Source organism: Sulfitobacter sediminivivens (assembly GCF_042611115.2).
GTDB lineage: Bacteria > Pseudomonadota > Alphaproteobacteria > Rhodobacterales > Rhodobacteraceae > Sulfitobacter > Sulfitobacter sediminivivens.
In genome coordinates this window covers 115,380-140,552 of the sequence record NZ_JBHGAR020000005.1, presented here as the reverse complement: position 1 = coordinate 140,552, position 25,173 = coordinate 115,380, and the positions used below count along the sequence as shown (strand labels likewise).

Genomic DNA, 25,173 nt, shown 5'->3' with positions numbered 1-25,173 from the left:
GTCATGTTCCTCCTCCGAACAGTACGAAAACAACAGAAGCGACAGTAAGTGCCGCCAGTGTCCACATAAGATAGGGTTCCGCGGCCGTTCCTGCCACGGTACTCGCAATCCGATCACCTGCAAGTGTCCACATGGGATGCAAGATGACCTGACAGGCCAGCAAAACCGAAGCGATGGTAAGTGTCGCAGTAAAGCTTGACGTATTGGGGCCGACAAAGGCAGTAAACCCACCCACAATCATCGCCCACGCCTTGGGGTTCAGCGGGTGCACGATCAACCCGGCGGCAAAACCGGGAACACCGTCTGTGCTGCGTTCCTGGCCCAGCCGCAGGTTTGCCACCTTCCACGCCAGCCAGATGATATAGGCGGCGGAGGCGTATTTCAGCATCTCGAACACCCAAGGCGCGCGGGCGCTGAGTTCCATCAGGCCAAAACCGACGGGCCAGATGACAAGCTGCTTGCCCAACGCGACACCGGCCACAAACGGCAGTGCCGCGCGAAAACCAAAGCGCGCGCCGGTGGCCAGCAACGCCATGTTTGCAGGCCCCGGCGTGCCAATCTGCGAGGCCGCGAAGATCACGAACGAGGTGATGGCAACCGACATTACGCGTGTCCCACCTTGGCAAAATCGCGTGCCAGCAGGCCCATGATCACATCATCATGCCATGTTGCCGCCACCCGCCCTGCTTCGCGTTCGCGGCCCTCTTCAACAAAGCCAACCTTTTTGAAGGCGGCGATGGCACGGTCGTTATAAGAAACGACACGCAAGCTCAAACGCCGCAGGAAAAGCGGGCCGAATGCATAGGCAGCAAGCAACTGCAGCGCCATGGTACCAATGCCCTTGCCGAGGTATTTGGGATCAAGAATACCGATGGCAAGCTCGGCCTTGTAAAGATGCGGGATCACAGAATGTAGCCTGACTGCGCCGACCATGCGGCGTCGATACTCAATGATCCACGCCAGCGGTTCCACCTCTTGTGCGTGCAGCCATGTGGTCGCATGTGCCTTGGTGATCGGTGGCACATTTGCGGGATCGGCACCAAACATGTGATGGATTGCCGGCACATTGCCCAGTTTGAACCGTGCAGCGGCATCCTGTGCACGTGGACCACGCAAATGAACGTGTCCCTCTTTCAGCGTCGGGCGGTTTTGGCTCAATTGCATCGCACCGCTCCTTTCTGAAACAAGTGCATAAAATAAAAAAGGGACCGGCGTTTTCGCCGATCCCTGAATTTTTGAAAACCTTACGGGGTCGGGCTTATTCAGCGGCCTCCGCCACCGGAAGGACCGAAATAAATGTGCGGTTTTTCAGGCCCTTGTGGAATTGGACATTGCCATCCACGGTTGCAAAGATTGTGTGATCTTTGCCCATGCCCACGCCTTCGCCCGGCCAGAACTTGGTGCCGCGCTGACGCACAACGATGTTGCCCGGAATGACAGCTTCGCCACCGTATTTCTTTACACCAAGGCGACGACCAGCTGAGTCGCGCCCGTTACGGGATGAACCGCCTGCTTTTTTATGTGCCATCTGGTCTCTCCTTAGCCTTTAGCCAATTCTTTGGCCTGTGCGATCCAGTCTTCACGACCGACACGACCTTTGAATGACAGTTTCTCTTCAATCGCTTCCACGTCAGCGTCTGTCCACTTTGCAATCTGTGCAAATGTTGTGACGCCTTCGCCGTGCAGCTTTTTCACGATTACCGGACCAACACCAGAAATCTGGCTCAGATCATCGCCACCCTTGGCCGCTTTGGCTTTGGGCGCAGCTTTTGTCTCGGTCTTGGCTTCAGCTTTTTTCTCTGCCTTCGGCTCGGCCTTCTTTGGCGCGGCTTTCTTGGCCTTGGCGGGCTTCGCAGATTTCTCTTCCGCTTCACCAGTTTTCACGCGCTTTTTCATTTCCGCCTGATCGCCACGGTTGAACGTGTAACGCTCGTTTATCGCAGCAACGGCTGCGGCACTGACAGAGCCCGTGCCAATCGCGGCTTCAACACCGGATTTGCCTGCACCGGACGACAAGATATCCGTAATCTTGACCAGTGTCAGCTTTTGGCGGTGGCCTTTGGTGCGCTTAGAAGAGTGTTTCCGACGGCGCTTAACAAAGTTAATTACCTTTTCGCCTTTGATCTGATCGACAACTTCGGCCTGAACGCCGGCGTCTTTGATCATTGGCACACCGATAACCGGCTTGTCGCCGCCCAGCATCAGCACGTCGTTGAATTGAACCTTATCACCGGCATTTGCCGCAATACGTTCGACCCGCAGCATATCGCCAGAGGCCACTTTGTATTGCTTACCGCCAGTCTTGATGACCGCAAACATTGCGTCTTCCTTTACTTTCATCCGCGTTCTGTGGTCCCCGTTATGGGCGTTTTGGATCGGCCCGATTGACCTGATCCACCTCGAACAGCGCGCCCATGGGGCGTCATTAAAAAACATCCCGTTGCAGGCGAACCCGCCGGGATGCGGGCTTATCAGTCGAAGCGCTGCTCAAGTCAAGCAGGTTTCGTCAGATAAACAGCGTTAGTCAATGCTCATATGGGTTTCAGACTGCATGCAAGCCGTTCAAAGCTCTTCTGCGGTCATATTGAGCGCCACAGCGCGCCCCAAGGCATAGGAAATGTCTTCATAGGCCTTGCCAAACCCGTCGAACAGCCCCCGGTTCAGCGCCTGCCCCGCTTTGGTCTGAGAATAGGTCAGATATGCCTGCAGCTCCGCATCGCTGAGCGGGTGATAGGCCAGCAGCAGATACCCAAAAAGCCATGACACCGTATCATCGGTTATCTCGTCTATGTCCTCTGCCACATCGGCCAGAATCTCTTCGTCGCTCATCTGGGTCGCCCGACCTTCGGTCAACCCGCGCAGAAACTGATAGTTCGAATTCATCGCCGACGTGACATTGCGGTTGATCATATCGCCGCTTTCGACAAAGCCCCGGATCAACTCAAGACGCGCGTCATCGGTCCCTTCCAGTGCCATGTACCGCGCGCGGGCCGCTTCCTCTACGTCATCGTCCAGAATGGCGGCGCGTGCGGAATTTTCCAGCGAAACGATTTTGGTGCCCAGCTCTGAGGCAAAGAAATCAATTGTCTGTTCCAATTCTGCCGACAGATCCGGCTCCTGCAATTCAATTTCCAGGGCGCGGCGCACTGTCTCTACCATACGGGCGGTGTCATAAATGGCACCGATCTGAATTTCCCAGCCGGGCCCGCCACGCCCACCCAGCATATCAACATCCAACTCTGTGGCGTGGCTCAACCCTTCTTCGCGCAAAATCTGTGCGGCTTCCGGCAGTTTGAGCACATCAACCAGCACTGTCAGCCGCGCATCGGCCAGCGCAGGCCCTGTCACCAACACCAACAAGGGCCAGAACAACGCAAGACGCAGGTTCCGTGCCGACCAGAAAAGACGCTTCATGCTCACAGATCCTGACTGGGCTGCATGTCCGCCAAACGGTCAGCGACGGCCTCGAACCGGTTTGCCATGATTTCAAATTGCACCGCATTCATCAGCGCATAGACCTCTTGCATGATCGGCTCTTCCAATGCGTCGGCGTAGGTGGCCACCTCATCATCAGAAAACGCCTGATAGGTATAGGCAGACGTGGCCAGCGCGTTTGCCCGGATTGATGTGCGCAATTCGTCTTGCTGATTGCGCATCGCCTCGCGCAGGTCGGGCTCTTCCATGCGCAATTCGATCACACCTGCGGCAGCGGCGGCCAGCAGGAACCTGATCTGAACCTCCTGAATGGCCCTGATCGACGTGTCCTCGGCATTCGAGGCAGAGTTGAGCCTGTTCAGAAGTGCCACGCGCGGGCTGCCAATGCGGACCAGCCCGTCAATGATCTCGGTCCCGCTTTCAGATTTCAGCCCGTCTTCTTCGATCATATGCGACTTGTTCTCGACTTCGACCAGGCGTTTGCCCAGATCGCTGGCATAGAAATCCGCCGCATGGGTCAGTTGCGCATCGCTGAGCGTGTTGCCGAGAATTTCCAGTGCCATGTCATGCATGATGTCGGTCGCAAACACTTCGCGCACCAGACGGGACCATTCAGACCCAAAATCCTCGGCCTGCATCCCCAACATTTGAGGCGCGGAATCTGCCGACAACCGAATGCTTTCCAGCGCCACGTCAAACCCGGTGACTTCCAAAAACGCCTCAAGCCGATCCAGGTCCGCCGCATTTGCCGCCGTACTCAGACTGCTGAGCGCCGCGGACACGACAAGGCAAAGGGCAAGAAAAGAAGAACGATAAAAAACGCGCATTGGGATGTCCTTGAGTATCAGTTTATATGCAAGCTTAGGTCATCTGCGGCCAAGGGCAATGAAAATCCCCGTGTCGTCAGGTGATGGGCAGAACCCCTCTTGCCTGAACGCAAAAACCGCACTAGACGAACGGTCCTGACCCCCGCGGAGAAATGCCGGAGTGGTCGAACGGGGCGGTCTCGAAAACCGTTGAGCCTTCACGGGTTCCCAGGGTTCGAATCCCTGTTTCTCCGCCATTACCCCTTTAGGTGCGTCTTTTCATCGCGCCTTTGCCCTCTGCAGCATTTCGAACACTTCGTCGCGGTCCGAGAGGACCAGCAACAGCGCGACATCGCCGGGCTGCAGTTGATCAAGAATCATACGCGCGCCGATTGCCGGGGTGGCGGCGCGGTCGATCTGGGCAAGGCCACCAGCCTTTGCCGCCGCAGCAATCAGCTCCGGCACGTCACCAGTCTCACGGCCGCGCAAATGGTTGGGCAGTTCGGCCGCGACCATGCTGTCAGGACGAAACATCAGCGCTGCAGTCGTACCTGCGCGGATATCCTCATCGGACCGGTCGCCGGGGTGGCTTTGCATCAAATAGCGGCGCTTTGCGCTGAGCGACGCCAGCGTCCCCGAAATGGCTGAAATGGAGTGAACGTTATGGGCAAAATCGACAAAGACACGTGCGCCATTAAATTCAAATTCATTGCAGCGGCCGGGATTGTCGCGCGCATCAGGCCGAAAGCCCTGCAACCCGGCTGTGATCGCAGCCCAGGGGATACCAAGCGCCACGGACACACAAATGGCGGCCAGAACATTCTGAACATTATATTTTGCCGCACCACCCAGTGTGATCGGCGCGTCCGCGACCACCATTACCGTTGTTGCCGTCGATCCGTCAAAATAGATCAGGTCGCCACCGTCGAGATAGGCACATGGCGTTCCCTTGGCCTTTGCCTGAACAACTTGAGGGGCGTCAGACCTCAGAGAAAACCAGCAAATGGTTTTGTCAACATGTGCAGCTTCGACCACGCTGACAGGGTCATCTGCGTTCAGCACCAGAATGCCATCCGCAGGTAATGTGCGGTGCACCGCAAACTTGGCTTGCGCCAGTTCGGCCACCGTATTCACGCCATATTCACCAAGGTGATCGCGCGCGACATTGGTGACAGCGGCGACGCGGGCGCGCCTGGTGGGCAGGCCGCGCCGCAAAATCCCGCCACGCGCCACTTCAAGACAGGCGATTTCGACGCGGGTGTCGCGCAGCAGCATGCGTGCGCCGCCGGGCCCGGAATAATCACCGCGGTCGAGAATATCATCCCCCACCCGCACCATATCGGTCGATGTCAGCCCCGCCATTTTACCGGCGGCCTGCGCGATGGCGGTGCACAGGCGCGTCGTGGTCGTCTTGCCATTGGTGCCAGTGATAAAAGCGACCGGGATGTCGTGCAGCGCTGTCCAATCCACATCTTCGGGCGTTGGAATTTCCCCGATTGGCCATGTCTGCGCACCGATCCCATGGCCAATCGACACCGCATCGTCATCGCTGAGCACATCGACGTCATGGTCTGCCGCTGCACGGATCAACGCAATCAGAGCCGGGTCAGCCTCTTGCGCCATCACTGATTTCAGATCGGCAATCATCGCGTCAAACGCTTGTGGTGCCATGCCCGAAAGTTCAGCGGCACAGAAATGCCAGGCAGTCTGAGCGACATAAATCGCCGAATAAAGCTGATCCATCGGTGCTGAGAGGGCGAGGTTAACACCACCCTGAAACAGCCGAGTGGCAACCTGTTCATGCGGCCAGCCACAGGCATCCAAAACCCGGCGGGCATGGCGAGCCCAGGCATCGGCGACGACACTGGCATCTCCTTTCACAAACGCGTCAATTACCGCCCCGGGATGGTCCCAAATCATCCCCGGCCCCGTCAGCCGGCGCGCGTTAGAGATGCGGACATGATCCAGCGGGGCCCAGGTGATTGTCAGCGCGTCTTCTAACGCTTCAATGCGGTCCATCACGCGTCCTCCCGGTGCCAATCGGCGTCAATCGGCATCTTCGACTTGGACCTTGGCCAACAACACACCGCGTGCATCACTGACAATGTTCTGATCGCTGTCAAACACCTCTTCAAACGGAGCAGGTGCGGGGACTGGCACCGCAAGGGGTGCGGCATCATCAACCTGAGGTGCATTGAAATAGATGATCTGTTTCCAGCAGCGGGCAGAATTGTCACCAAAGATCACCAGTAGATCACCCTGCCCTGCCATTTCAAGCCCGGCATCTACCGCCTCCGTTTCGTCTGGGATCACGGTGATGGCATCCTCGGCCACGCCGTTGCTGATCAGTTCCCTACGCAACATCTGTGGGATTTCATCATGTCCACGGCGGCGGCGGTTGTCGTCGGCCTTGCAAATGTAGTGGTCAAAATGCCCGGCCAGAATACGCGCCGCGTCGGCCACGTCCTGATCGCGGCGGTCACCAGGCACGGCCAGAACAGCAATGCGCCGCCCCTTGACGTCCATGCGGTCCGCCAGATCCGCCATCGCCCCAAAGGCGGCAGGATTATGGGCATAATCAAGGATCACCTTGAAGGGATGCTCGTCAAAGACGTTCATCCGCCCCGGTGCCTGGAAATAGCTAGTGTCAAAGGTGCGCAACCCATGGCGGATGTTGTCCAGATCGACACCAAAGCAATAGGCCATCGCGGCAGCGAACATGGCGTTTTGCACGTTATGCATCGCCTTGCCTTCAAGCGTAGCGGGGATCAGATGCGACCACAAAACCGGCATGTGCAAACCGTTGTCGTAGATCGTCAGCATGTCGCCGTTCATCGCGCTCTCCAGCACGATCGCCTTGCCGCCTGCCTTGATGTGGTCCTTGACCAGCGAATGACTGGGGTTCGCGGTGACATAAAGGATCGACTTCACATCCGCGTAAGGGGCCATTTTCAGGCAGTTGATGTCGTCCGCGTTCAGTACCGCCACGTCCGTTGCACTTTCGATGACGACGCGTTTGACCACGGCCAGTTCCTCGACCGTGTCGATGCCGCCAAGCCCCAGGTGGTCGGCCGAGACATTGAGACAGGCCGCCACATTGGACCTTTGATAGCCCAGACCACTGCGCACCAGCCCGCCGCGTGCGGTTTCCATGACGGCGAAATCAACCTTGGGATCGCGCAGCACGATTTGGGCAGATTTGGGGCCGGTCATATCGCCCTTGACGCTCAGCTTGCCATCGACATAAACGCCATCGGTTGAGGTCAGGCCAACGATCTTGCCGCTGGCCTTCATGATATGCGCCAGCATCCGCGAGGTCGTGGTCTTGCCATTGGTCCCGGTAATCGCCGCAATGGGAATGCGGCTTTCCTGTCCCAGCGGGAACAACATGTCGATCACCCTGCCAGAGACATCGCGCGGTTGTCCTTCAGATGGGGCCACGTGCATCCGGAACCCCGGTGCGGCGTTCACTTCAACAATCGCGCCACCAATGTCTTTGTACGATTGGGTAATGTCATCGATCAGGAAATCGACGCCGCCCACGTCAAGACCCACGGCCATGATCGCGCGTTCAGCCATATCGCGGTTGTCAGGGTGCACCACATCGGTCAGATCGATCGCAGTGCCACCTGTCGACAGGTTCGCGGTGGAACGCAGGTAAAACACCTCTCCCTTTGGCAGTACACTTTCGACAGTATGACCGGCATCAGCGATCAGGCGCTTTGCCTGATTGTCGATCTCAAGCATGGTCAGCACCTTTTGGTGGCCAATACCACGCCGGGGATCCTGGTTCACGATGTCGACCAATTCGCTGATCGTGCTTTTGCCATCGCCGATCACATGGCCTGGCACCCGCTTGGCGACCGCGACCAGCTTGTTGTTGACCACCAGCATGCGGTGGTCAAACCCGGTGATAAAGCTTTCAACCAGAATGGCGCTGCTTTTGGAATGTTCCTTGGCCTCGGCAAAGCCTGCCTCGACCTCTTCGTCGGTCCGCAGGTTGATTGACACACCGCGCCCGTGGTTTGCATCCAGCGGCTTGAGCACAACGGGATGGCCAATGGTTTTGGCGGCTTCTACTGCCCCACGTGGACTATAGACCATGCGTTGCTGGGGCACAGGCAGGCCCAGATCATTGAGCAGGTTGTGGGTGTCTTCCTTGTCGCAGGAAATCTCAACCGCGATATGCTTGGTCTCAGAGGTGATGGTCGCCTGAATGCGACGTTGAAATTTGCCGTGGCCGAATTGCACAAGGGAGCCTTGGTTCAGGCGTATCCACGGGATGTCACGGTCTTCGGCGGCTTTGACCAGCGATCCGGTTGAGGGGCCAAACTCCTTGCGCTGCGCATGCAGCACAAAGCTGCGCAATTCGTCATCCCAATCGAAATCCGGGTCAAACTTGTAGTCCAGCTGCGCTTTCAGGTCGTCCGGCAGCAGATGCATCAACAACCGCAGGGCCAGATCGCCCGCTGCCAGACCCACATCGCGCTGGCGGTACTGGTAGACCATGTTGTAGTGACCAAGAGCGCCGGTGCCGCGTGTCCGGCCAAAGGTCACATCGGTGCCTGCAACGTTCTGCACCTCAAGCGCGCAATGTTCCAGAACATGGCCCAGCCATGTGCCCTCGTCTTCTCGCAGCCGGCGAATAAACCCGCCCGCCTCACCATAAGAACAGCCGTGTTCGGCAAGTCCCGGCAATGCCGCAATCAACCCGTCAATGAACGTTGTGCCGATCTTGGCCGAGGGCCAGTCTTCCAAAAGTCCTAAATCAATGACATGCCGGATGACCGGAAAACCTGCCCAGACGTTGGGGCCGACAAAAACATTGGTCGAGACTATCTTCACGCGCGTTTCCTCACCGGTTCAGGGCATCCCGTCAATCGGACATGTTTTCATCCGTCGCAGGCAGAGAACAGAATGCCATATGTTTATCCGGCGCATAGGCAATATGGGCCGTCAGGTCATAACGGCACCCCTCGCCCAAAACGTCAAGACGAAGTCCAAGCAGGCTCAGTGCCTCGCCCGGATTTGCAGCCCACATCGACGAATGGGTCAGATGGTTGGCGTCTACCACGGTGACCGTCCCGCTGCCCACAACTTCCAACACATTGTCAGGACCGATAAAGGCAGCAGTATCTTCGTCGATGCCAAGCCCGATCAGAAAGGGGTTAAAGGACGTCGCGGTCAGCAATCGACCCAGCCGATTGCGCTGCGTGAAATGCTGGTCGATGATCACCGCATTCGTCAGACCGATACCGGGGGCCAGGGACACGGTGCCCTCAGCCGGGCTTTCGTTGCCCTGCCCGCCCGCGACCATGTGCTCTGACATGATCGAGGCACCCGCCGAGGTGCCCGCAACCGGGACCCCAGCGGCATTGGCACGTCTGATTTTTTGCACCACCAAGGTCCCGCCTAATATGGCTGACAATCGCAACTGATTGCCGCCCGTCATGAAAATGCCCGTGGCATCATCCAGCATCTTCGAAAACTCAGGATTATCGCAATCCGCGCGGTGGTTGATTGGCAAATACTCGACCTTGCCCGCGCCAAGTTCTGAAAAGATACGGTGATAATCCGGGCCCGTTTCCTCAAGCATCGACGCAGTTGGGATCACGACGATAAACGCATCTATACCGCCCGAAAGCTCGACAAACTTGCGATGGATTTGCATTTCTTTGATGCGGTCCTCACCCCCACCGATGGGAATGATAAACCCGCGTTCATGGGTTTTACTCACAGGTGCAGGGCACATTTTAGGTCGCTGTCCTTTGGTCATAGGCCCGGATCGCAGGTCGCAACCCGGTTTGATTGCGAACCCTATGCCATTCCTTTGTGGAAACTACCACGCCTTCTATTTCATTTGCTGTTTTCGGGCGAACAACCCAAAGTAAGAAACCAGATTACGCAAGGACGCACCTGATGTCGCCAGTCACTTTGCCCGAACGCGGGTTCCCAACTTCAGAATATAGACAACGCATGGCGCGGGCCCAGACGATGATGAAAGCAGCGGGTCTTTCGGCTTTGTTGCTGACCACCGAACCCGAGGTGCGTTATTTCACCGGATACCTGACCCGGTTCTGGGAAAGCCCGACGCGCCCCTGGTTCCTGATTGTGCCAGCGTCCGGCAACCCTGTGGCGGTGATCCCATCCATTGGCGCGGCCCTGATGGGCAAAACCTGGATCACCGATATCCGCACCTGGTCAGCCCCCGATCTGGTCGATGACGGCGTATCCTTGCTGGCAGATACGCTGTTGGAAATATGCGGCGATGGCGGACTGATCGGCGTGCCTTCGGGCCACGAGACCCATGTGCGCATGCCGTATGACGATATAACGCGGCTAAAGGGGCTGGTGTCCAAAAATGACATCACGGACGACGCAGGGATCATGCGCGCCCTTCGGATGGTGAAATCCGAGCTTGAAATTGCCAAAATCCGCCACGCCTGCCATATCGCCGGCCGCGCCTTTGCGCGGGTGGGCGAAATAGCGGGTGCAGGTGATCCGCTTGATCAGGTGTTTCGGCGGTTTCAGGGCCTGTGTCTTGAGGAAGGTGCCGACTGGGTGCCTTATTTGGCGGGCGGGGCCGGGCCAGATGGCTATGCAGATGTGATTTCGCCCGCCACACCTGATCCAATGCTTCCCGGTGATATTCTGATGCTGGATACCGGGCTGGTCTGGGATGGATATTTCTGTGATTTTGATCGCAATTTTGCCATTGGTCCGCCCAGTGATGCCGCAAAGACGGCACAGGCGCGGCTGATGGAGGCCGTTCAGGCCGGGGCCGACGCCGCACGGCCCGGTGCGCGGGCATCCGATATTTTTCATGCCATGGACAAGATCGTGACAGGCGGGGCCGGCGGGTCAGAGGCCGGGCGGTTGGGCCATGGATTGGGCATGCAACTGACCGAATGGCCCTCGTTCATTGCGGGCGATGATACGATTCTTGAAGAAGGGATGGTGCTGACGCTGGAACCCGGCATCGATGTGTCACCGGGCCGCATTCTGGTGCATGAAGAAGATATCGTGATCACCGCGGGCGCACCCGAATTCCTGTCGCCCCGTGCCAGCCCAGACCTGCCCATCTTGTAAGGAGCCGATGATGCCTGCCTTTCCCTATACCCTCGAAGAACCTATCGGCACCCGCGCCACATTGGGCCTTGTCGTCTTGCAATCGGATGAGACCATTGAACACGACTTTCGCCGCCTCTTTGCTGCGCCGGACATCAGTCTTTATGTGACCCGCGTGCCAAGCGGTTTGGATGTCACCCCCGATACCCTCGCCAGCATGTCCGACGCCCTGCCCGCCGCTGCGGGCCTTTTACCGACGGCGCTCAAATACGATGTGGTTAGCTATGGATGCACCTCAGGGACGGCTGTTATTGGCCCGGACAAGATTGCCGAACAGGTCAAAGCGGGCTGTTCGGCGAGCCATGTGACCGAACCGCTCAGCGCGTTGGTGGCCATCTGCAAGGCCAAAGGTATATCGCGCATCGCGTTCCTGTCACCTTACATCGAATCCGTCAGCAAGACGTTGCGCGATGCCCTGAACACCCGCGGCGTCATGACGCCTGTATTCGGGTCCTTTGACGAAGGCGAAGAAACCAAGGTCGCCAAAATCTCGCAGCACTCGCTTTTTGATGCGGCAATGACCCTGGGCGCATCAGACGATGTTGAGGCTGTGTTCATGTCATGCACCAATCTGCGCACGCTTGACGTCATTCCGAAGATCGAAGCGGCCTTGGGCAAGCCCGTGTTCTCCAGCAATCAGGTACTGGCATGGCACATGGCACGTCTGGCCGGGATTGAGTTAGCCTAGCCGCGCGCTCAGCCTTTCGAGCATGTCAACACAAGAAGATAACTGACTGATTTCAATATATTCGTCCGGCTTATGCGCCTGCTCGATGGACCCCGGCCCACAGACCAGTGCTGCCATGCCAAGGCTTTGGAATATCCCCGCCTCAGTGCCGAATGACACCACATCTGTGCCATTTGTGCCGGTGAGTTCCATCACCAGATCACGTGCCTCATTATCTGCCATCGGCTCTAGCCCCACCGTTTCACCGATGGTTTCGGTCACAATATTCGCGCCAGACCAGACCGCCTGCATCTGCGGCAAAAGCACGTCGTCGCAATAGCGCTGCATGGTGGTTTTCACATGCGCCAGATCGCCGGGTTGCACAGGTCGTGTTTCCCAATCCACTGTTGCCAGCCCAGGGATGACGTTGTGGGCAATACCGCCATGCAAGGCCCCCACGTTGATCGTGCTGTAGGGCGGATCAAAGGTACTGTTCTTGGGGGCGCGACCCTGCAAGTCCGCCCGCAAGTCCATCAGCCGGTTGATATAGCGCACCGCATATTCCACGGCATTCACCCCCAGTTCCGGCTGTGACCCGTGCCCCTCGCGCCCGGTGAAGTGGGTGGAATATTCACAACAGCCCTTGTGCCCTTCGATCAGGCGCATGGATGTCGGTTCACCGATGATGGCAAGCGACGGACGGTCATCGCGCGCCGCCAGATGCTGTGCCAGATCAGCAGCGCCAAGGCATCCCGTTTCCTCATCATAGGTAAAGGCAAAATGGACGGGTCGCCGTGTCGCCGACCGTGCAAATGCGGGGGCCAGCGCAATGCAGGCCGCGATAAACCCCTTCATGTCACAGGTGCCCCGCCCATATAGACGTCCCTTATCTGATGTCATCTCGAACGGGTCGCTAGACCAGCGTTGCTCGGTCACCGGAACCACATCGGTATGACCTGCCAGCAAGATGCCCCCTGCCCGCTCTGGCCCCAGCGTGGCATAAAGATTGGCCTTGCCGCCGCTTACATCATGATACCGCGTGACCTTAGCACCGACCGCAATCAGTCGGTCCGCGAGATAATCAATGATCGCAAGATTGCTGTCCGTCGACACCGTGGGAAATGCGATGAGGTCAGACAGGACGTTTATGCTGGTATCAAGATGGTCCACGCGGGTCACTCCTTGACAAAGAGCTTACGCTCAATGCTGCAAAAGGTGCTTGCAGGACCCTCTTCGGTGATCAGAATACTTTCGGTGATCTCAAGGCCCCAATTGTCCATCCAAAGACCTGGCATGAAATGGAATGTCATACCGGGCTGCAGGACTGTCTGATCTTCGGGACGCAATGACATGGTGCGTTCGCCCCAGTCGGGGGGGTAGCTCAGGCCAATGGAGTAACCGCAGCGCGCGCCGCGTTCGATCCCGGCGCGGTCCATCGCATCGCCGAGTGCATTGGCAATGTCGCAGGTCCGGTTGCCCGCCCGTGCTGCTTGCAACCCCGCTTCCAGCCCTTCGACAACGGCCTCTTCCCCGCGTTTGATATGATCGGGTGGCGTGCCAAGAAACACCGTGCGCGACAGCGGCACATGATAGCGCCGATAACAGCCGGCAAGTTCAAAAAACGTGGCCTCACCTGTTTTCATCTCGTCACCATTCCACGTTAAATGCGGTGCGGCGGCGTCTGATCCGCTGGGCATCAGAGGCACAATCGCGGGGTAATCACCCCATATCTCTTCAACGCCACTGATCCCGGCGGCATAAATCTCTGCCGCCAGTTCATTCTTGCGCACCCCCGGTTCGGCCCGGTCCAGTGCAAATCGGATGATCTTGTCCGAAATCCGCGCGGCCTTACGCATGAAATCCAATTCTTCGTGCGATTTGATCGCCCTTTGCCAGTTCACGAGCGCAGTGGCATCTGTGATTTTGGCGTCTGGAAGTGAGGTTAGCAGCGTCGTATAAGCCTTTGCCGAAAAATAGTAATTATCCATTTCAACGCCAATCGTCCCGGATGCCAAACCCCGCGCTGCCAACTTTGCTGCCAGATCCTGCATCGGGTGGCGTTCCGTCGATTGCACATAATCATCGGTATAGAATTCGACATCCGTCTTGCTCAGATCGACCGTGCGCACGGCACCATTGGCGTCCTGCCGTCTGCCCCACCAAAACGGTTGACCTTCCAGCGGGACAATCACCGCCTGATGCACATAGAACGACCAGCCGTCATAGCCGGTAAGCCACGCCTGATTGGATGGGTCAGTGGCGATCAGCACGTTAAGACCCGCTTCGGCCATCGCGCCGCGTGTCTTGACCAATCTGCGTTCGTATTCAGAGGGCGAAAACGGGGTTGGGTTCACGTCACTCATGATCATATGTCCTCTGCGGCCTGCCTCAAACGATCATCCATTCGTAGGCAATTCACAAACGATATTTTGGAGCGTTGACAGAATCTGACCCACCCCTTAACGATTCACGCCATATGACACGCGATGGCGTCGCACCCTCGTCATACCCTTGGCCATCTGGCCATCAATCCTGTACGCCCGGATATTTTTTGTTTGATCGGCCGCTTTTGCGCCCGTCCCGAATTGAGGATACTTGGATGACCGACCACCACGACACCGCCATCACTGACCGGGTCAAGTTTTTTACCAGCCACAACGGCGAAAAAGCCCCTTTGCCGTTCTCAGATACCGAATACCTGCGCCGCCTGACAAAGCTGCGCGAGATTATGGCAGAGCGCGACATCCCCGCAGTATTGCTGACCTCGATGCACAACATCGCCTATTATTCCGGGTTTCTCTATTGTAGCTTTGGCCGGCCCTATGGCTGTGTGGTGACCCAGGACGCCTGCACAACTGTGTCGGCCAACATTGATGCCGGACAGCCGTGGCGCCGGTCGTTTGCCGACAACGTGATTTACACCGATTGGACCCGTAACAATTACTGGCGCGCGGTGGCCAGCCTGATCAAAGGTGCCAAACGGTTGGGGATCGAAGCCGATCACATGACCCTTGCGTCTTGTGATACCCTGAATGACATGCTGGGCGCACCTGAATTGATCGATGTCGCCCCGGCAACGATGGCCGCCCGGATGGTCAAATCCGAAGAAGAAATCGCGTTGATCCGTGAAGGCGCGCGGATTGCCGATCATGGCGGCGACGCCATCCGCGCTGCGATCAAGGCTGGCACCCGCGAAATTGACGTGGCAATGGCAGGCCGCGACGCGATGGAGCTTGAAATCGCCCGCGCCTACCCCAACAGCGAATTGCGCGACAGCTGGGTCTGGTTCCAGTCAGGTCTGAACACCGATGGCGCGCACAACCCCGTCACCACCCGCAAGCTGAAAAAGGGCGATATCCTGAGCCTAAACGCCTTTCCGATGATCTCGGGCTATTACACCGCGTTGGAACGCACCTTGTTCATGGGCGCACCTGACACAGCATCGCTCAAGATGTGGGAAGCAAACGTGGCGGCCCATGAACTGGGCCTTTCGCTGATCCGGCCGGGTGCCACCTGTTCGGGCATCTGCGACGAGATCAACCGCTTCTTTGCCGATCAGGGCCTGTTGCAGTACCGGTCCTTTGGCTATGGCCATTCGTTCGGCATCCTATCGCACTACTACGGGCGCGAGGCCGGGTTGGAACTGCGAGAAGACATTGATACCGTGCTGGAACCGGGCATGGTGGTGTCGATGGAACCGATGATCTGGATCCCCGAAGGCACCCCCGGATCAGGCGGATACCGCGAACACGACATTCTGATCGTGGGCGGCAACCAGACAGAAAACATAACGAAATTTGCCTATGGACCAGAGGCGAATATCATCGATTAAAAAGGCGTACAGGCATGCTGACAAACGACGTATTGGACAAATGGGACCGGGAAAGTTTTTTCCACCCCTCAACTCATCTGGCACAGCATGCCCGTGGTGACAGCGCATCTCGGATCATTGCCGGGGCGCGAGGCAGCCATATCATTGACCGCGATGGCAACCGGATTTTGGACGGGTTTGCAGGGCTATACTGTGTAAACGCAGGGTACGGCCGGCGCGAGATTACCGACGCAATTGCAGCGCAGGCAGCCCAGTTGTCCTATTACCACGCCTATGCGGGCCACAGCACCGAAACGTCCATTACATTGGCGAAGATGGTCATGGACCGTGCGCCAAAACATATGTCAAAGGTCTATTTCGGGCTGGGCGGATCGGACGCCAATGAAACCAACATCAAGCTGATCTGGTACTACAACAACATCCTTGGCCGCCCTGAAAAAAAGAAGATCATCAGCCGGTGGCGCGGGTATCACGGGTCTGGTTTGATGACCGGATCGCTGACCGGACTTGAGCTTTTTCACCGCAAGTTTGATCTGCCCCTGTCCGGCGTGGTCCACACCCAAGCGCCTGATTTTTTTCGCCGCGACGATCTGACCCAGACAGAGGCCGAATTTGTCGCCCAATGTGTTCAGAAGTTAGAGGATCTGATTGCCGCCGAAGGCGCTGACACCATCGCGGCATTTATCGGCGAACCGGTCTTGGGCACAGGCGGCATTGTCCCGCCACCCGATGGATATTGGCAGGCCATACAGGCGGTGCTGGACAAGCACGATATCTTGTTGATCGCGGATGAGGTTGTGACCGGTTTCGGCCGTTTGGGCAGCATGTTCGGGTCCGATCACTATGGAATGAAACCTGATTTCATGACCATCGCCAAGGGCCTCACATCGGCTTATGCGCCGCTGTCGGGGTCGGTTGTGTCTGCGAAAGTCTGGAAAGTTCTGGAGGACGGCACCGATGAAAACGGCCCGCTTGGCCATGGCTGGACCTATTCGGCACACCCGATCGGGGCGGCCGCAGGTGTGGCCAACCTGCGATTGATCGACGATCTGAACCTCATTGAAAACGCCCGCACTGTGGGCGCATACCTCAAGGATGGTCTGGTAAAAGAACTTGGATCGCATCCGAACGTGGGTGACATTCGCGGCGACGGGATGCTCTGTGCACTTGAGTTCGTCAAAGACAGACCCACCCGGGAATTCTTTGCCACCGATCAGAAAGTTGGCCCGCAAATTACCGCATCATTGCTCGCAAAAGGCGTGATCGGTCGTGCCATGCCACAAGGAGATATTCTGGGGTTTGCCCCACCTTTCTGTCTCACCACAATAGAGGCCGATGAAATTATCACCAAGACAACGAGAGCAGTTGTCGAAGTCTTAGGCAAAGAGTGAAAAACGCTTAATTCTTCGGCAAATACAGGAATTTTGGGTAGTCAAACCTGTTGCAAAGAATGTGATCCTGTGTTCTCTTTCACCAAATCTGCCAAAAAAGGCAGGACATTTTCACCTGGGGAGGTGCCGCTTGTCTGAAAAAGCCACTCGCGACGGTTTCGTCGTTTTTGATCGCGTTCAAAAGAGTTACGATGGCGAGAACCTCGTCGTTAAAGACCTTAACCTTTCGATTGGAAAAGGCGAGTTTCTGACAATGCTTGGGCCCTCAGGGTCTGGTAAAACAACCTGTCTGATGATGCTCGCCGGGTTTGAAACGGCGACGCATGGTGACATCCTGCTAGACGGCAAACCCATCAATAACATCTCGCCCCACAAACGCGGTATCGGCATGGTTTTCCAAAACTATGCGCTCTTTCCCCACATGACGATTGCGGAAAACCTGTCCTTCCCTCTGGAAGTGCGCAACATGAGCAAGTCCGATCGCGAAGCGAAAGTGAAACGCGCGCTTGATATGGTGCAAATGGGTGATTTTGGCGGCCGTCGCCCTGCCCAGTTGTCCGGTGGTCAACAACAGCGTGTCGCGCTGAGCCGTGCATTGGTCTTTGAACCTGATCTGGTTCTGATGGACGAACCTTTGGGTGCTCTCGACAAACAACTGCGCGAACATATGCAGTTTGAAATCAAACACATCGCTGACAATCTGGGCATCACCGTTGTTTACGTGACCCACGACCAAACCGAAGCTTTGACCATGTCTGACCGGGTCGCCGTGTTTGAAGATGGCCGCATCCAGCAACTTGCCCCACCAGATGAGCTTTATGAAGAACCACAGAACAGCTTTGTCGCGCAATTTATTGGCGAAAACAACACGTTACAAGGCGTTGTGAAAGAGATTAATGGCGACGTTGCCTTGATCCAACTGGATGATGGCAGCCTGATCGACGCCAAGCCAGTGAACGTCAGCAAGGCGGGTGAACGCACGCAGGTCTCGATCCGTCCTGAACGGGTTGAATTCCAAAAGGAGCGTTTGAAAAAAGGCTCCCATACGCTCAAGGCCGAGGTGCTGGAATTCATTTATATGGGCGATATTTTCCGCACCCGCCTTCGGGTGGCTGGGAACGATAATTTTATCGTCAAAACCCGCAACGCGCCCAATCAGGTGCGTTTGGAACCTGGTACAACCGTTGAAATCGGTTGGCAGGCTGAAGATTGCCGCGCGCTGGACGCATAGGCGCGCGCGTAATGTCGCCGCCCCATCACCGGGCGCGATGAATAAGGGGCGGTGATCAAACCCGACGTTGCTGCCTTAACGAGTTTATCGGGTAAGAACTGGGAGAACCTAAATGAAATTGACCAAAACGCTTATGGCAACCTCTGCACTTACGATTGCGGCAGCAGGTATGTCTTTTGCTGATGGCCACATGGCCAACGAAATGACCATTGTAAGCTGGGGTGGTGCCTATTCAGCGTCACAGCAGAATGCCTATCACGACCCCTATTCCGCAAACACGGGCACCAAGATCATCAATGATGAATCCTCGCCCGAGGCTGTCGCCAAGCTGCGCGCCATGAAAGAAGCTGGAAACGTGACTTGGGATCTTGTCGACGTCGAAGCGGCGGATGCCATTCGTCTGTGCGACGAAGGTCTGGCGATGGAATATGATCCCGATGAACTGTTGGCAGCGGCACCTGATGGCACCTCTGCTTCGGATGATTTTGGCGATATGATTGTCAGCGACTGCTTCATTCCGCAAATCGTCTTCTCGACAACATTCGGCTATCGCACCGACATGGTGCCTGCAGGGACTGAGGCCCCAACAGGGGCGTGCGACGTGTTCGACATGGAAAAATATCCGGGCAAACGCGCACTGAACAAGCAGCCAATCGCGAACATGGAGTGGGCGCTGATTTGTGACGGCGTCGCATATGAAGACGTTTATGACATGCTTGAGACCGACGAGGGCCAGCAAAAGGCGCTCGACAAGCTTGCAACCATCAAGGACGAGACGATCTGGTGGTCAGCCGCCGCCGAACCGATCCAGCTTCTGGCCGATGGCGAAGTCTTCATGGCATCGTCTTATAACGGTCGTCTGTTTTCAGCCATCGTCGAACAAAGTCAGCCGATTGGCATGGCGTGGGATTGGCAGATGTTTGACCTCGATGGTTGGGTCATTCCCGCTGGATTGCCAGACGATCGTCTTGCGCGGGTGAAAGACTATGTCATGTTCGCGACAGACACACAGCGCCTGGCAGATCAGGCAAAGTACATCAGCTATGGTCCGGCACGTATGTCTTCGGCACCGCTGGTTGGCCAACATGCGACCCTCGGTATCGATATGGGCCCGCATATGCCAACCGATCCGGCGAACGCAGAGAACACATTCGTGAACAACTATTCATGGTGGGCAGATTATCGCGACGATCTTGATGCGAAATTCCAGGCATGGTTGACGCAATAAACGTTACTTGGAAGGGGCTGTAATGGCCCCTTCCACCTTCTTTTTTGTTTTTCAATTTTTCTGACTTGAACCAATTCGAACGGGGATGACATGAGCGATACAACCACAAAAGGTCCGGTCCTTGCCGCAGATGGCACCCCGCTTAAGAAATCGCTGAATCGCGCCCTGCGGATGCAGAAACTTCGCGCCCTGGCACTTATCGCGCCCTTGCTGATCTTTGTTCTGGTCACTTTTGTGGCCCCCATTGCCGACATGCTGTTTCGCTCGGTTGAAAACGACATCGTGTCAGAGACGCTGCCGCGCACGACCACCTTGTTGCAAGAATGGGACCCCGAAAGCCCGGTACCGCCGGATGCCTCTGTTTTCAAAGCGTTGTACGAGGACATGTTCATTGCACAAGAGGGCAAGACCCACACGGTACTTGGGGGACGCCTGAACTACGAACTCACCGGAATGTCGTCCTTGTTTCGCAAGTCCGGTCGCAAGGTCGAGGACATGGGCGAAGTCTATCAGGATCAATTTGAGGACCTGAATCCATTCTGGAAAGACGGCGAAAACTGGAATGCCCTCATGGGGTCAGACCAATGGCTTGAAAAGATGGCGGGTTGGGACCCAAAATCAAACGCCAAACAACCGCGTTTCGAATTGCGTGACGGCATAGAAGAAATTCTGCCGGAAACCTCTGCCAAATTCCGTGGATATGCGACTTTCGTCCAAACAGTCGACGAGGACAATCTGGCCAAGAAAGACCCTTGGGCCTTGATCTATTCAGCGCTTTACGACGACCTGACTGCAGATGGTGCCGCATCACTGGGCAATTATGCAGGCCCCGCCGCGACAAAGTTGCAAGAGGCCGCCGCCGCCGCTGAAAGCTTTGAAACGGTTGATTTTGTTGCCGCATTCAAGAAGATCGACAAAGACTGGGTTAATCCCGAAGTCTGGCAGACCATCCACACCTATTCACCAACGATCACCAACGGCTATTTCCTGAATGCCATTGATATGCAAAAATCACCCAGCGGCCCCCAAATGCGCCCAGAAAACGAACAGATATATCTCAAGCTGTTTTGGCGGACGATGGTCATGTCGGTGATGATCACCGGGTCGTGCATCTTGCTTGGGTATCCTGTCGCGTGGATCTTGGCGAACCTGCCCGCGCGCACGGCGAACCTGTTGATGATCCTCGTGCTGCTGCCTTTCTGGACATCGCTGCTGGTGCGCACATCGGCCTGGAAGGTCATGTTGCAGCAGCAAGGTGTGATCAACGACACGCTTGTCTGGCTTGGGATTGTTGGGACAGACGATCGATTGGCGCTGATCAACAACCAGACGGGTACGATCATTGCGATGACCCACATTCTGTTGCCGTTCATGATCCTGCCGCTTTATTCGGTGATGGCCACGATCCCGCAAACCTATCTGCGTGCGGCCAAGTCATTGGGGGCCACCAACTGGACCGCGTTCTGGCGGGTGTATTTCCCGCAATCGGTGCCGGGCATCGGGGCAGGGTCGATCCTCGTGTTCATCCTTGCCATTGGCTATTACATCACACCGGAAATCGTTGGCGGTACGTCGGGTACGTTCATTTCAAACCGGATCGCCTATCACATATCCAGTTCGCTGAACTGGGGTCTGGGGGCGGCGTTGGGTGCGATCCTGCTCGCTGCGGTGATGATGCTTTATTATGCCTATGACAAGATTGTCGGCATCGACAACGTCAAGCTGGGAGGTTGATCAAATGGTTGCTTTGACACCCGTTTCGCGAACACCTGTTAACTTCTACCTGCCCGTGGTTGCTGCTTTTGGCGCATTTGCCGGACTGCTCGTCGGCACGGCGCAAGGCAGCGGTCCTTTGGGGGTGGTCATTGGTGCCGCTTTGATGGCGGGGATTGCCTATGTCCTGACCAAACTGATCCCGAGCGAACGCATCGGGCGCTGGGGTCTTTTTGTGTTGATGGCCCTTGCCGGTGCCTGGGTTGGCGGATTGCCCGGCTTTCTTATTGGGGGAGCGTTTGGCTGGTTCTTTGGCTGGCTCAGCTTTTGGCTCTATGAAGGGCGTTACCGCGCCAAGCTTGCCCCTTACCTCACACCGGGTCAGGTGTTGTGGCACTACGCATTCCGCGTGCTTTGTGGAACGATCTTTATCTTTTTGATCACACCGATCATCGTCGTGATGCCGCTCAGCTTCAATGCGCAGGATTTCTTTACCTTCACACCAGAGATGTTACGCTTTGATCCAGAGGGCTATTCCCTCAAGCATTATCGCGATTTCTTTAACAATCAGGACTGGCAGAATGCGGTGCGCAACTCGATCCGCATTGCCCCTGTCGCCACGCTTTTGTCGGTTGGCTTTGGTACCCTCGCCGCGATCGGGTTGAGCCAGCCGCATGTACCGTTCCGCCGCGCGATCATGGCTGTGCTGATCTCACCGATGATTGTGCCACTGATCATTTCTGCTGCGGGCATGTACTTTTTCTACAGCCGCATTGGCCTTCAGGGGACCTATATCGGGGTGGTTCTGGCGCATGCGGCACTTGGCATTCCGTTCGTGATTATCACCGTGACGGCAACGCTAGTGGGGTTTGACAATTCGCTGACCCGCGCGGCCGCCAATATGGGGGCAAGTCCGGTGCGAACTTTCTTCAAGGTGCAGATGCCGCTGATTTTGCCAGGTGTGATTTCGGGTGGCTTGTTTGCCTTCATCACGTCCTTTGATGAAGTTGTTGTGGTGCTCTTTGTTGGGTCTGCCGGTCAAAAAACGCTGCCATGGCAGATGTTTACCGGCCTGCGTGAACAGATCAGCCCGACCATTCTGGCGGTTGCAACATTGCTGGTCGTAATCTCAATCATGCTGCTGACAACCCTTGAGCTTTTGCGGCGCCGATCAGAAAGGTTGCGTGGGATGTCGCCAACATAAGAAAGCAGCGTTGAGGCGGTATTGGCTTCACTGGCCAGCCGCCAAAGGCCTATTACTGTCTCAATCGCGTCAACAGTCTGCCGCATTCATGATCTAAACTGAGTGTTCACTTGTAAGAGATAAGAACCAAGATCATGTCGCATCTGCACGATCCATCCAATCCGCGCCACGCCCACATGTTTGAGCTTTTGCGCCAAACCCAACAGGCGACGCGCACCATAAAACGGGTCAAGGTCACTGCGGTAAAGAAGTTGGATGCAGAGGTGGCACAACAGATATTAAAAAACGCAGTGCATTCTCTGCGTTCGCCCAGACCCAACATGAAATAGCGTACGCTTATCCGGCCCCGCCTGCATCTGGGCCAGAACACCTGAGACAGCGACTAAGCAAGAGCGCTGCATCAGGAACCGGACCAAACCGGGTCGAGAAAACAGGTGCCAGCAGAAAAACCAGGTTTCTAGGGGTCGTAATAATCCGGCTGTCTGACAATTTACCTACGCAGCCCCTTTGAACCCGGTCGCCACGACAAATTTTTCAGAACTGTCGGATCGGCTCGCTGGCGGTTTGATATTTGCCACTTTTTCAAACCGTTGTTTGAGCAGTTTCTGCAAATCACCTTCGGCCCCGCCCGCAAGAACTTTGGCGATAAATGTTCCGCCTTCTTCCAAGACATCAAAGGCGAAATAGGCTGCCGCCTCGCAAAGGGCGATGATGCGCAAATGGTCGGTCTGTTTGTGCCCCGAGGCCGAGGCCGCCATGTCGGACATCACCACATCTGCCTTGCCGCCCAGCAATTCCTTGACCTTGAGGTCTGCATCATCTTCCATGAAATCAAGCTGGTGCAATTCGCAGCCCGCAATCGGCTCCATTTCCTGGATATCAATGCCCAGAATGGTGCCAACCGCTTTGCCGCCGCGTTCGCCCAGCACATTACAGCGTTTGACCGCAACCTGACACCAGCCACCGGGCGCGCAGCCCAAATCCACAATCCGCGCTCCGGGTACCAGGAACCGGAACTTATCATCCAGTTCCAATATCTTATAGGCCGCGCGACCGCGATACCCTTCGGCTTTGGCGCGTTTGACATAAGGGTCGTTCAACTGCCGCTGCAACCAGCGCGTTGAGCTGAGCTTGCGCCCGCGCGCCGACTTGACCTTGATCTTGAGGTCCCGCTGTCCGCGCCCCGAAGTGTTCTTTCCATCAGGTGTCTTGGTCATCAGTACTTACCTTCTTCCAATACGCCATCGGCGCTCATCTGCGCATATAGCAGCCCTTCGCGCAGACCGCGATCTGCAACTGACAACCGGTCCGTGGGCCAGCACCGCATCAAGGCTTGCAAAATGGCGACCCCCGACATGATCAGCGCCGAGCGGTCCTGCCCGATGCGCGGATCGGCCCGCCTGCCCCCCGGCCCCATCGCGAGATACGAATGGATTACTTTATCTATTTGTTGACTGCTCATGCGCAAGCCGTCCACCTTGGTCCGGTCATAGCGTTTGAGCCCCAGATGGCTGGCCGCAACTGTCGTCACGGTGCCGGAGGTACCGACTATCTGAAACCGTTCTTGGGGCTGCGCGGACTGATAGGGCGTGAACTCCGTCAAATTCTCTTCAAAAAACCAGCTCATCAGGGCGAAACGCGCCGCATCATCTTCGACATCGGAAAACTGATCGCGCAAGGTTGCCACACCCAACGGCACGGAAATCCAATCCACCACCTTGGCCGCGGGGATGTCGGAGAGCGCTTGGGAAAACCCCGAATGCAGCCGCATGATGGATTGGGCGCGATCCGCCTTGGGCACATGCTTGATGTCGATCCAGACGAGTTCGGTCGACCCGCCGCCAATGTCCACGACCAATAGGTTCTCGGTCTTGCGGTTGACCAGCGGCGCGCAGGAAATCACCGCAAGCTGCGCCTCTTCCTCGGGTTTGATGATGTCGAGCCGCAAACCCGTTTCGCGGTGAATGCGCTTCATGAATTCTTCACCGTTCAGCGCCCGACGGCAGGCTTCGGTCGCGACCAACCGCATCCGGCGGACTTTGTTGCGGCGCAGTTTTTGTTGACAAATGCGCAATGCCTGAATGGTACGCGCCATGGATCCGCGCGACAATCGCCCGGTCTTTTCCAGGCCCGATCCCAATTGGACGGACTTGGAAAAACTGTCGACAACATGAAAACCGCTGCCCTTGGGCTGCGCGATCAACATGCGGCAACTATTTGTACCCAGATCGAGGGCCGCATAAAGTTCGGACGATCTGGGCGGAACTGGCGCGGGGCTCAGAGCCGGTATCGTGTCCTTTTCGAGCGCCCCCGCACCTTTGGGACGCTGTGGCGCCATGTGTCGCGCCTTTCATATCGAGTTGGGATCAACGTAATGGTTGCCACGCGCCCGCGCAAGCGTGATCGCGGGTCATGCGGAAGGGCTTGACGGATTTCTCATAATCTTGGTGAAGAATTCGACCTTGCACCGCCCTCGCGATTGGCAAGCCGACGCGGTACACTAAGCTGCAAGTCGCGGAAGCTCCGTGTTCTGTCGAA

At 56.7% G+C, this 25,173-nt stretch carries 21 protein-coding genes and 1 tRNA gene; 9 read left to right on the top strand and 13 right to left on the bottom strand.

All coding sequences use genetic code 11. The annotated features are described in order from the left end of the window. Window position 1: 1 nt before the first annotated feature. The 6 genes from ACEWL3_RS07785 to ACEWL3_RS07760 form a co-directional block, all read right to left on the bottom strand. A complete protein-coding gene (locus ACEWL3_RS07785) occupies window positions 2-604 on the bottom strand; it encodes a LysE family translocator (RefSeq protein ID WP_386179020.1) in 603 nt (200 codons plus the stop codon). Next, window positions 604-1,164: a GNAT family N-acetyltransferase gene (locus ACEWL3_RS07780; protein WP_386179023.1), complete on the bottom strand. Its 561-nt coding sequence runs from the start codon at window positions 1,162-1,164 to the stop codon at window positions 604-606. Before ACEWL3_RS07780 ends, ACEWL3_RS07785 begins: the two co-directional genes overlap by 1 nt. 94 nt (window positions 1,165-1,258) lie before the next feature. Further along, window positions 1,259-1,528, bottom strand: a complete 270-nt coding sequence (gene rpmA, locus ACEWL3_RS07775) for a 50S ribosomal protein L27 (protein WP_114878692.1) — start codon at window positions 1,526-1,528, stop codon at window positions 1,259-1,261. Window positions 1,529-1,539: 11 nt separating this feature from the next. Beyond that, window positions 1,540-2,319, bottom strand: coding sequence for a 50S ribosomal protein L21 (locus ACEWL3_RS07770; RefSeq protein WP_386179028.1), 780 nt, complete (start codon window positions 2,317-2,319; stop codon window positions 1,540-1,542). A 243-nt stretch (window positions 2,320-2,562) separates the two neighbouring features. After that, a complete protein-coding gene (locus tag ACEWL3_RS07765) occupies window positions 2,563-3,414 on the bottom strand; it encodes a DUF2059 domain-containing protein (RefSeq protein ID WP_386179030.1) in 852 nt (283 codons plus the stop codon). 2 nt (window positions 3,415-3,416) lie between these two features. Beyond that, window positions 3,417-4,262 carry a DUF2059 domain-containing protein gene (locus ACEWL3_RS07760; RefSeq protein WP_386179032.1) on the bottom strand — a complete coding sequence of 282 codons (846 nt, stop codon included), beginning with the start codon at window positions 4,260-4,262 and terminating at the stop codon, window positions 3,417-3,419. A gap of 146 nt (window positions 4,263-4,408) precedes the next feature. Between ACEWL3_RS07760 and ACEWL3_RS07755 the strand changes: the two genes are divergently transcribed. Beyond that, a tRNA-Ser gene (locus ACEWL3_RS07755) sits at window positions 4,409-4,498 on the top strand. 22 nt (window positions 4,499-4,520) lie between these two features. Here ACEWL3_RS07755 and ACEWL3_RS07750 read toward each other — a convergent pair. The 3 genes from ACEWL3_RS07750 to ACEWL3_RS07740 are packed head-to-tail and all read right to left on the bottom strand — an operon-like array spanning window position 4,521 to window position 9,978. Continuing rightward, window positions 4,521-6,260 (bottom strand): Mur ligase family protein, encoded by a 1,740-nt coding sequence (locus tag ACEWL3_RS07750; RefSeq protein ID WP_386179035.1) that lies wholly within the window; start codon window positions 6,258-6,260, stop codon window positions 4,521-4,523. A gap of 27 nt (window positions 6,261-6,287) precedes the next feature. Beyond that, window positions 6,288-9,086 carry a cyanophycin synthetase gene (cphA, locus tag ACEWL3_RS07745; protein ID WP_386179038.1) on the bottom strand — a complete coding sequence of 933 codons (2,799 nt, stop codon included), beginning with the start codon at window positions 9,084-9,086 and terminating at the stop codon, window positions 6,288-6,290. Window positions 9,087-9,117: 31 nt separating this feature from the next. Then, window positions 9,118-9,978 (bottom strand): cyanophycinase, encoded by an 861-nt coding sequence (locus ACEWL3_RS07740; protein WP_435000692.1) that lies wholly within the window; start codon window positions 9,976-9,978, stop codon window positions 9,118-9,120. Between the two features lie 182 nt (window positions 9,979-10,160). Here ACEWL3_RS07740 and ACEWL3_RS07735 point away from each other — a divergent pair, with 182 nt between their 5' ends. Further along, on the top strand, window positions 10,161-11,330 hold the full coding sequence (locus tag ACEWL3_RS07735) for a M24 family metallopeptidase (RefSeq protein ID WP_386179045.1): 1,170 nt from the start codon (window positions 10,161-10,163) through the stop codon (window positions 11,328-11,330). A 10-nt stretch (window positions 11,331-11,340) separates the two neighbouring features. Continuing rightward, entirely contained in the window at window positions 11,341-12,057 is a 717-nt protein-coding gene (locus ACEWL3_RS07730; protein WP_492012007.1) for a maleate cis-trans isomerase family protein, read from the top strand. On the opposite strand, the gene argE is transcribed toward ACEWL3_RS07730, so the two are convergent. After that, complete coding sequence (gene argE / locus ACEWL3_RS07725; protein ID WP_386179051.1) at window positions 12,049-13,206, bottom strand: acetylornithine deacetylase; 1,158 nt, start codon at window positions 13,204-13,206, stop codon at window positions 12,049-12,051. The genes ACEWL3_RS07730 and argE overlap by 9 nt on opposite strands. Before the next feature lie 5 nt (window positions 13,207-13,211). Then, entirely contained in the window at window positions 13,212-14,399 is a 1,188-nt protein-coding gene (locus ACEWL3_RS07720; protein ID WP_386179054.1) for a M24 family metallopeptidase, read from the bottom strand. Window positions 14,400-14,635: 236 nt separating this feature from the next. On the opposite strand from ACEWL3_RS07720, the gene ACEWL3_RS07715 reads away from it, so the two are divergent. From ACEWL3_RS07715 to ACEWL3_RS07690, 6 genes are all read left to right on the top strand, one after another. Continuing rightward, a complete protein-coding gene (locus ACEWL3_RS07715) occupies window positions 14,636-15,868 on the top strand; it encodes an aminopeptidase P family protein (protein WP_386179057.1) in 1,233 nt (410 codons plus the stop codon). A gap of 14 nt (window positions 15,869-15,882) precedes the next feature. Then, window positions 15,883-17,259, top strand: a complete 1,377-nt coding sequence (locus tag ACEWL3_RS07710) for an aminotransferase (RefSeq protein WP_386179060.1) — start codon at window positions 15,883-15,885, stop codon at window positions 17,257-17,259. Window positions 17,260-17,389: 130 nt separating this feature from the next. Beyond that, window positions 17,390-18,490 carry an ABC transporter ATP-binding protein gene (locus tag ACEWL3_RS07705; protein WP_386179063.1) on the top strand — a complete coding sequence of 367 codons (1,101 nt, stop codon included), beginning with the start codon at window positions 17,390-17,392 and terminating at the stop codon, window positions 18,488-18,490. Window positions 18,491-18,602: 112 nt separating this feature from the next. Next, window positions 18,603-19,718: an extracellular solute-binding protein gene (locus ACEWL3_RS07700; RefSeq protein ID WP_386179066.1), complete on the top strand. Its 1,116-nt coding sequence runs from the start codon at window positions 18,603-18,605 to the stop codon at window positions 19,716-19,718. Between the two features lie 90 nt (window positions 19,719-19,808). Continuing rightward, window positions 19,809-21,452, top strand: coding sequence for an ABC transporter permease (locus ACEWL3_RS07695; protein ID WP_386179069.1), 1,644 nt, complete (start codon window positions 19,809-19,811; stop codon window positions 21,450-21,452). A gap of 4 nt (window positions 21,453-21,456) precedes the next feature. Next, the gene (locus ACEWL3_RS07690; RefSeq protein WP_386179072.1) at window positions 21,457-22,635 is read left to right on the top strand and encodes an ABC transporter permease; all 1,179 of its coding nucleotides are present in this window, start codon (window positions 21,457-21,459) and stop codon (window positions 22,633-22,635) included. 494 nt (window positions 22,636-23,129) lie between these two features. On the opposite strand, the gene ACEWL3_RS07685 is transcribed toward ACEWL3_RS07690, so the two are convergent. Both ACEWL3_RS07685 and ACEWL3_RS07680 read right to left on the bottom strand, forming a co-directional pair. Continuing rightward, the gene (locus tag ACEWL3_RS07685; protein ID WP_386179075.1) at window positions 23,130-23,852 is read right to left on the bottom strand and encodes an RlmE family RNA methyltransferase; all 723 of its coding nucleotides are present in this window, start codon (window positions 23,850-23,852) and stop codon (window positions 23,130-23,132) included. After that, a complete protein-coding gene (locus ACEWL3_RS07680; RefSeq protein ID WP_114878706.1) occupies window positions 23,852-24,973 on the bottom strand; it encodes a Ppx/GppA phosphatase family protein in 1,122 nt (373 codons plus the stop codon). The genes ACEWL3_RS07685 and ACEWL3_RS07680 overlap by 1 nt, the downstream gene beginning before the upstream one ends. Window positions 24,974-25,173 lie beyond the last annotated feature (200 nt).

Excerpts from the sequence above, each read along its gene's own strand:
- ACEWL3_RS07785 (WP_386179020.1), bottom strand. The coding sequence starts at position 604 with ATGTCGGTTGCCATCACCTCGTTCGTGATCTTCGCGGCCTCGCAGATT.
- ACEWL3_RS07780 (WP_386179023.1), bottom strand. The coding sequence starts at position 1,164 with ATGCAATTGAGCCAAAACCGCCCGACGCTGAAAGAGGGACACGTTCAT.
- rpmA (WP_114878692.1), bottom strand. The coding sequence starts at position 1,528 with ATGGCACATAAAAAAGCAGGCGGTTCATCCCGTAACGGGCGCGACTCA.
- ACEWL3_RS07770 (WP_386179028.1), bottom strand. The coding sequence starts at position 2,319 with ATGTTTGCGGTCATCAAGACTGGCGGTAAGCAATACAAAGTGGCCTCT.
- ACEWL3_RS07765 (WP_386179030.1), bottom strand. The coding sequence starts at position 3,414 with ATGAAGCGTCTTTTCTGGTCGGCACGGAACCTGCGTCTTGCGTTGTTC.
- ACEWL3_RS07760 (WP_386179032.1), bottom strand. The coding sequence starts at position 4,262 with ATGCGCGTTTTTTATCGTTCTTCTTTTCTTGCCCTTTGCCTTGTCGTG.
- ACEWL3_RS07750 (WP_386179035.1), bottom strand. The coding sequence starts at position 6,260 with ATGGACCGCATTGAAGCGTTAGAAGACGCGCTGACAATCACCTGGGCC.
- ACEWL3_RS07735 (WP_386179045.1), top strand. The coding sequence starts at position 10,161 with ATGTCGCCAGTCACTTTGCCCGAACGCGGGTTCCCAACTTCAGAATAT.
- ACEWL3_RS07730 (WP_492012007.1), top strand. The coding sequence starts at position 11,341 with ATGCCTGCCTTTCCCTATACCCTCGAAGAACCTATCGGCACCCGCGCC.
- ACEWL3_RS07720 (WP_386179054.1), bottom strand. The coding sequence starts at position 14,399 with ATGAGTGACGTGAACCCAACCCCGTTTTCGCCCTCTGAATACGAACGC.
- ACEWL3_RS07715 (WP_386179057.1), top strand. The coding sequence starts at position 14,636 with ATGACCGACCACCACGACACCGCCATCACTGACCGGGTCAAGTTTTTT.
- ACEWL3_RS07710 (WP_386179060.1), top strand. The coding sequence starts at position 15,883 with ATGCTGACAAACGACGTATTGGACAAATGGGACCGGGAAAGTTTTTTC.
- ACEWL3_RS07700 (WP_386179066.1), top strand. The coding sequence starts at position 18,603 with ATGAAATTGACCAAAACGCTTATGGCAACCTCTGCACTTACGATTGCG.
- ACEWL3_RS07695 (WP_386179069.1), top strand. The coding sequence starts at position 19,809 with ATGAGCGATACAACCACAAAAGGTCCGGTCCTTGCCGCAGATGGCACC.
- ACEWL3_RS07690 (WP_386179072.1), top strand. The coding sequence starts at position 21,457 with ATGGTTGCTTTGACACCCGTTTCGCGAACACCTGTTAACTTCTACCTG.
- ACEWL3_RS07685 (WP_386179075.1), bottom strand. The coding sequence starts at position 23,852 with ATGACCAAGACACCTGATGGAAAGAACACTTCGGGGCGCGGACAGCGG.
- ACEWL3_RS07680 (WP_114878706.1), bottom strand. The coding sequence starts at position 24,973 with ATGGCGCCACAGCGTCCCAAAGGTGCGGGGGCGCTCGAAAAGGACACG.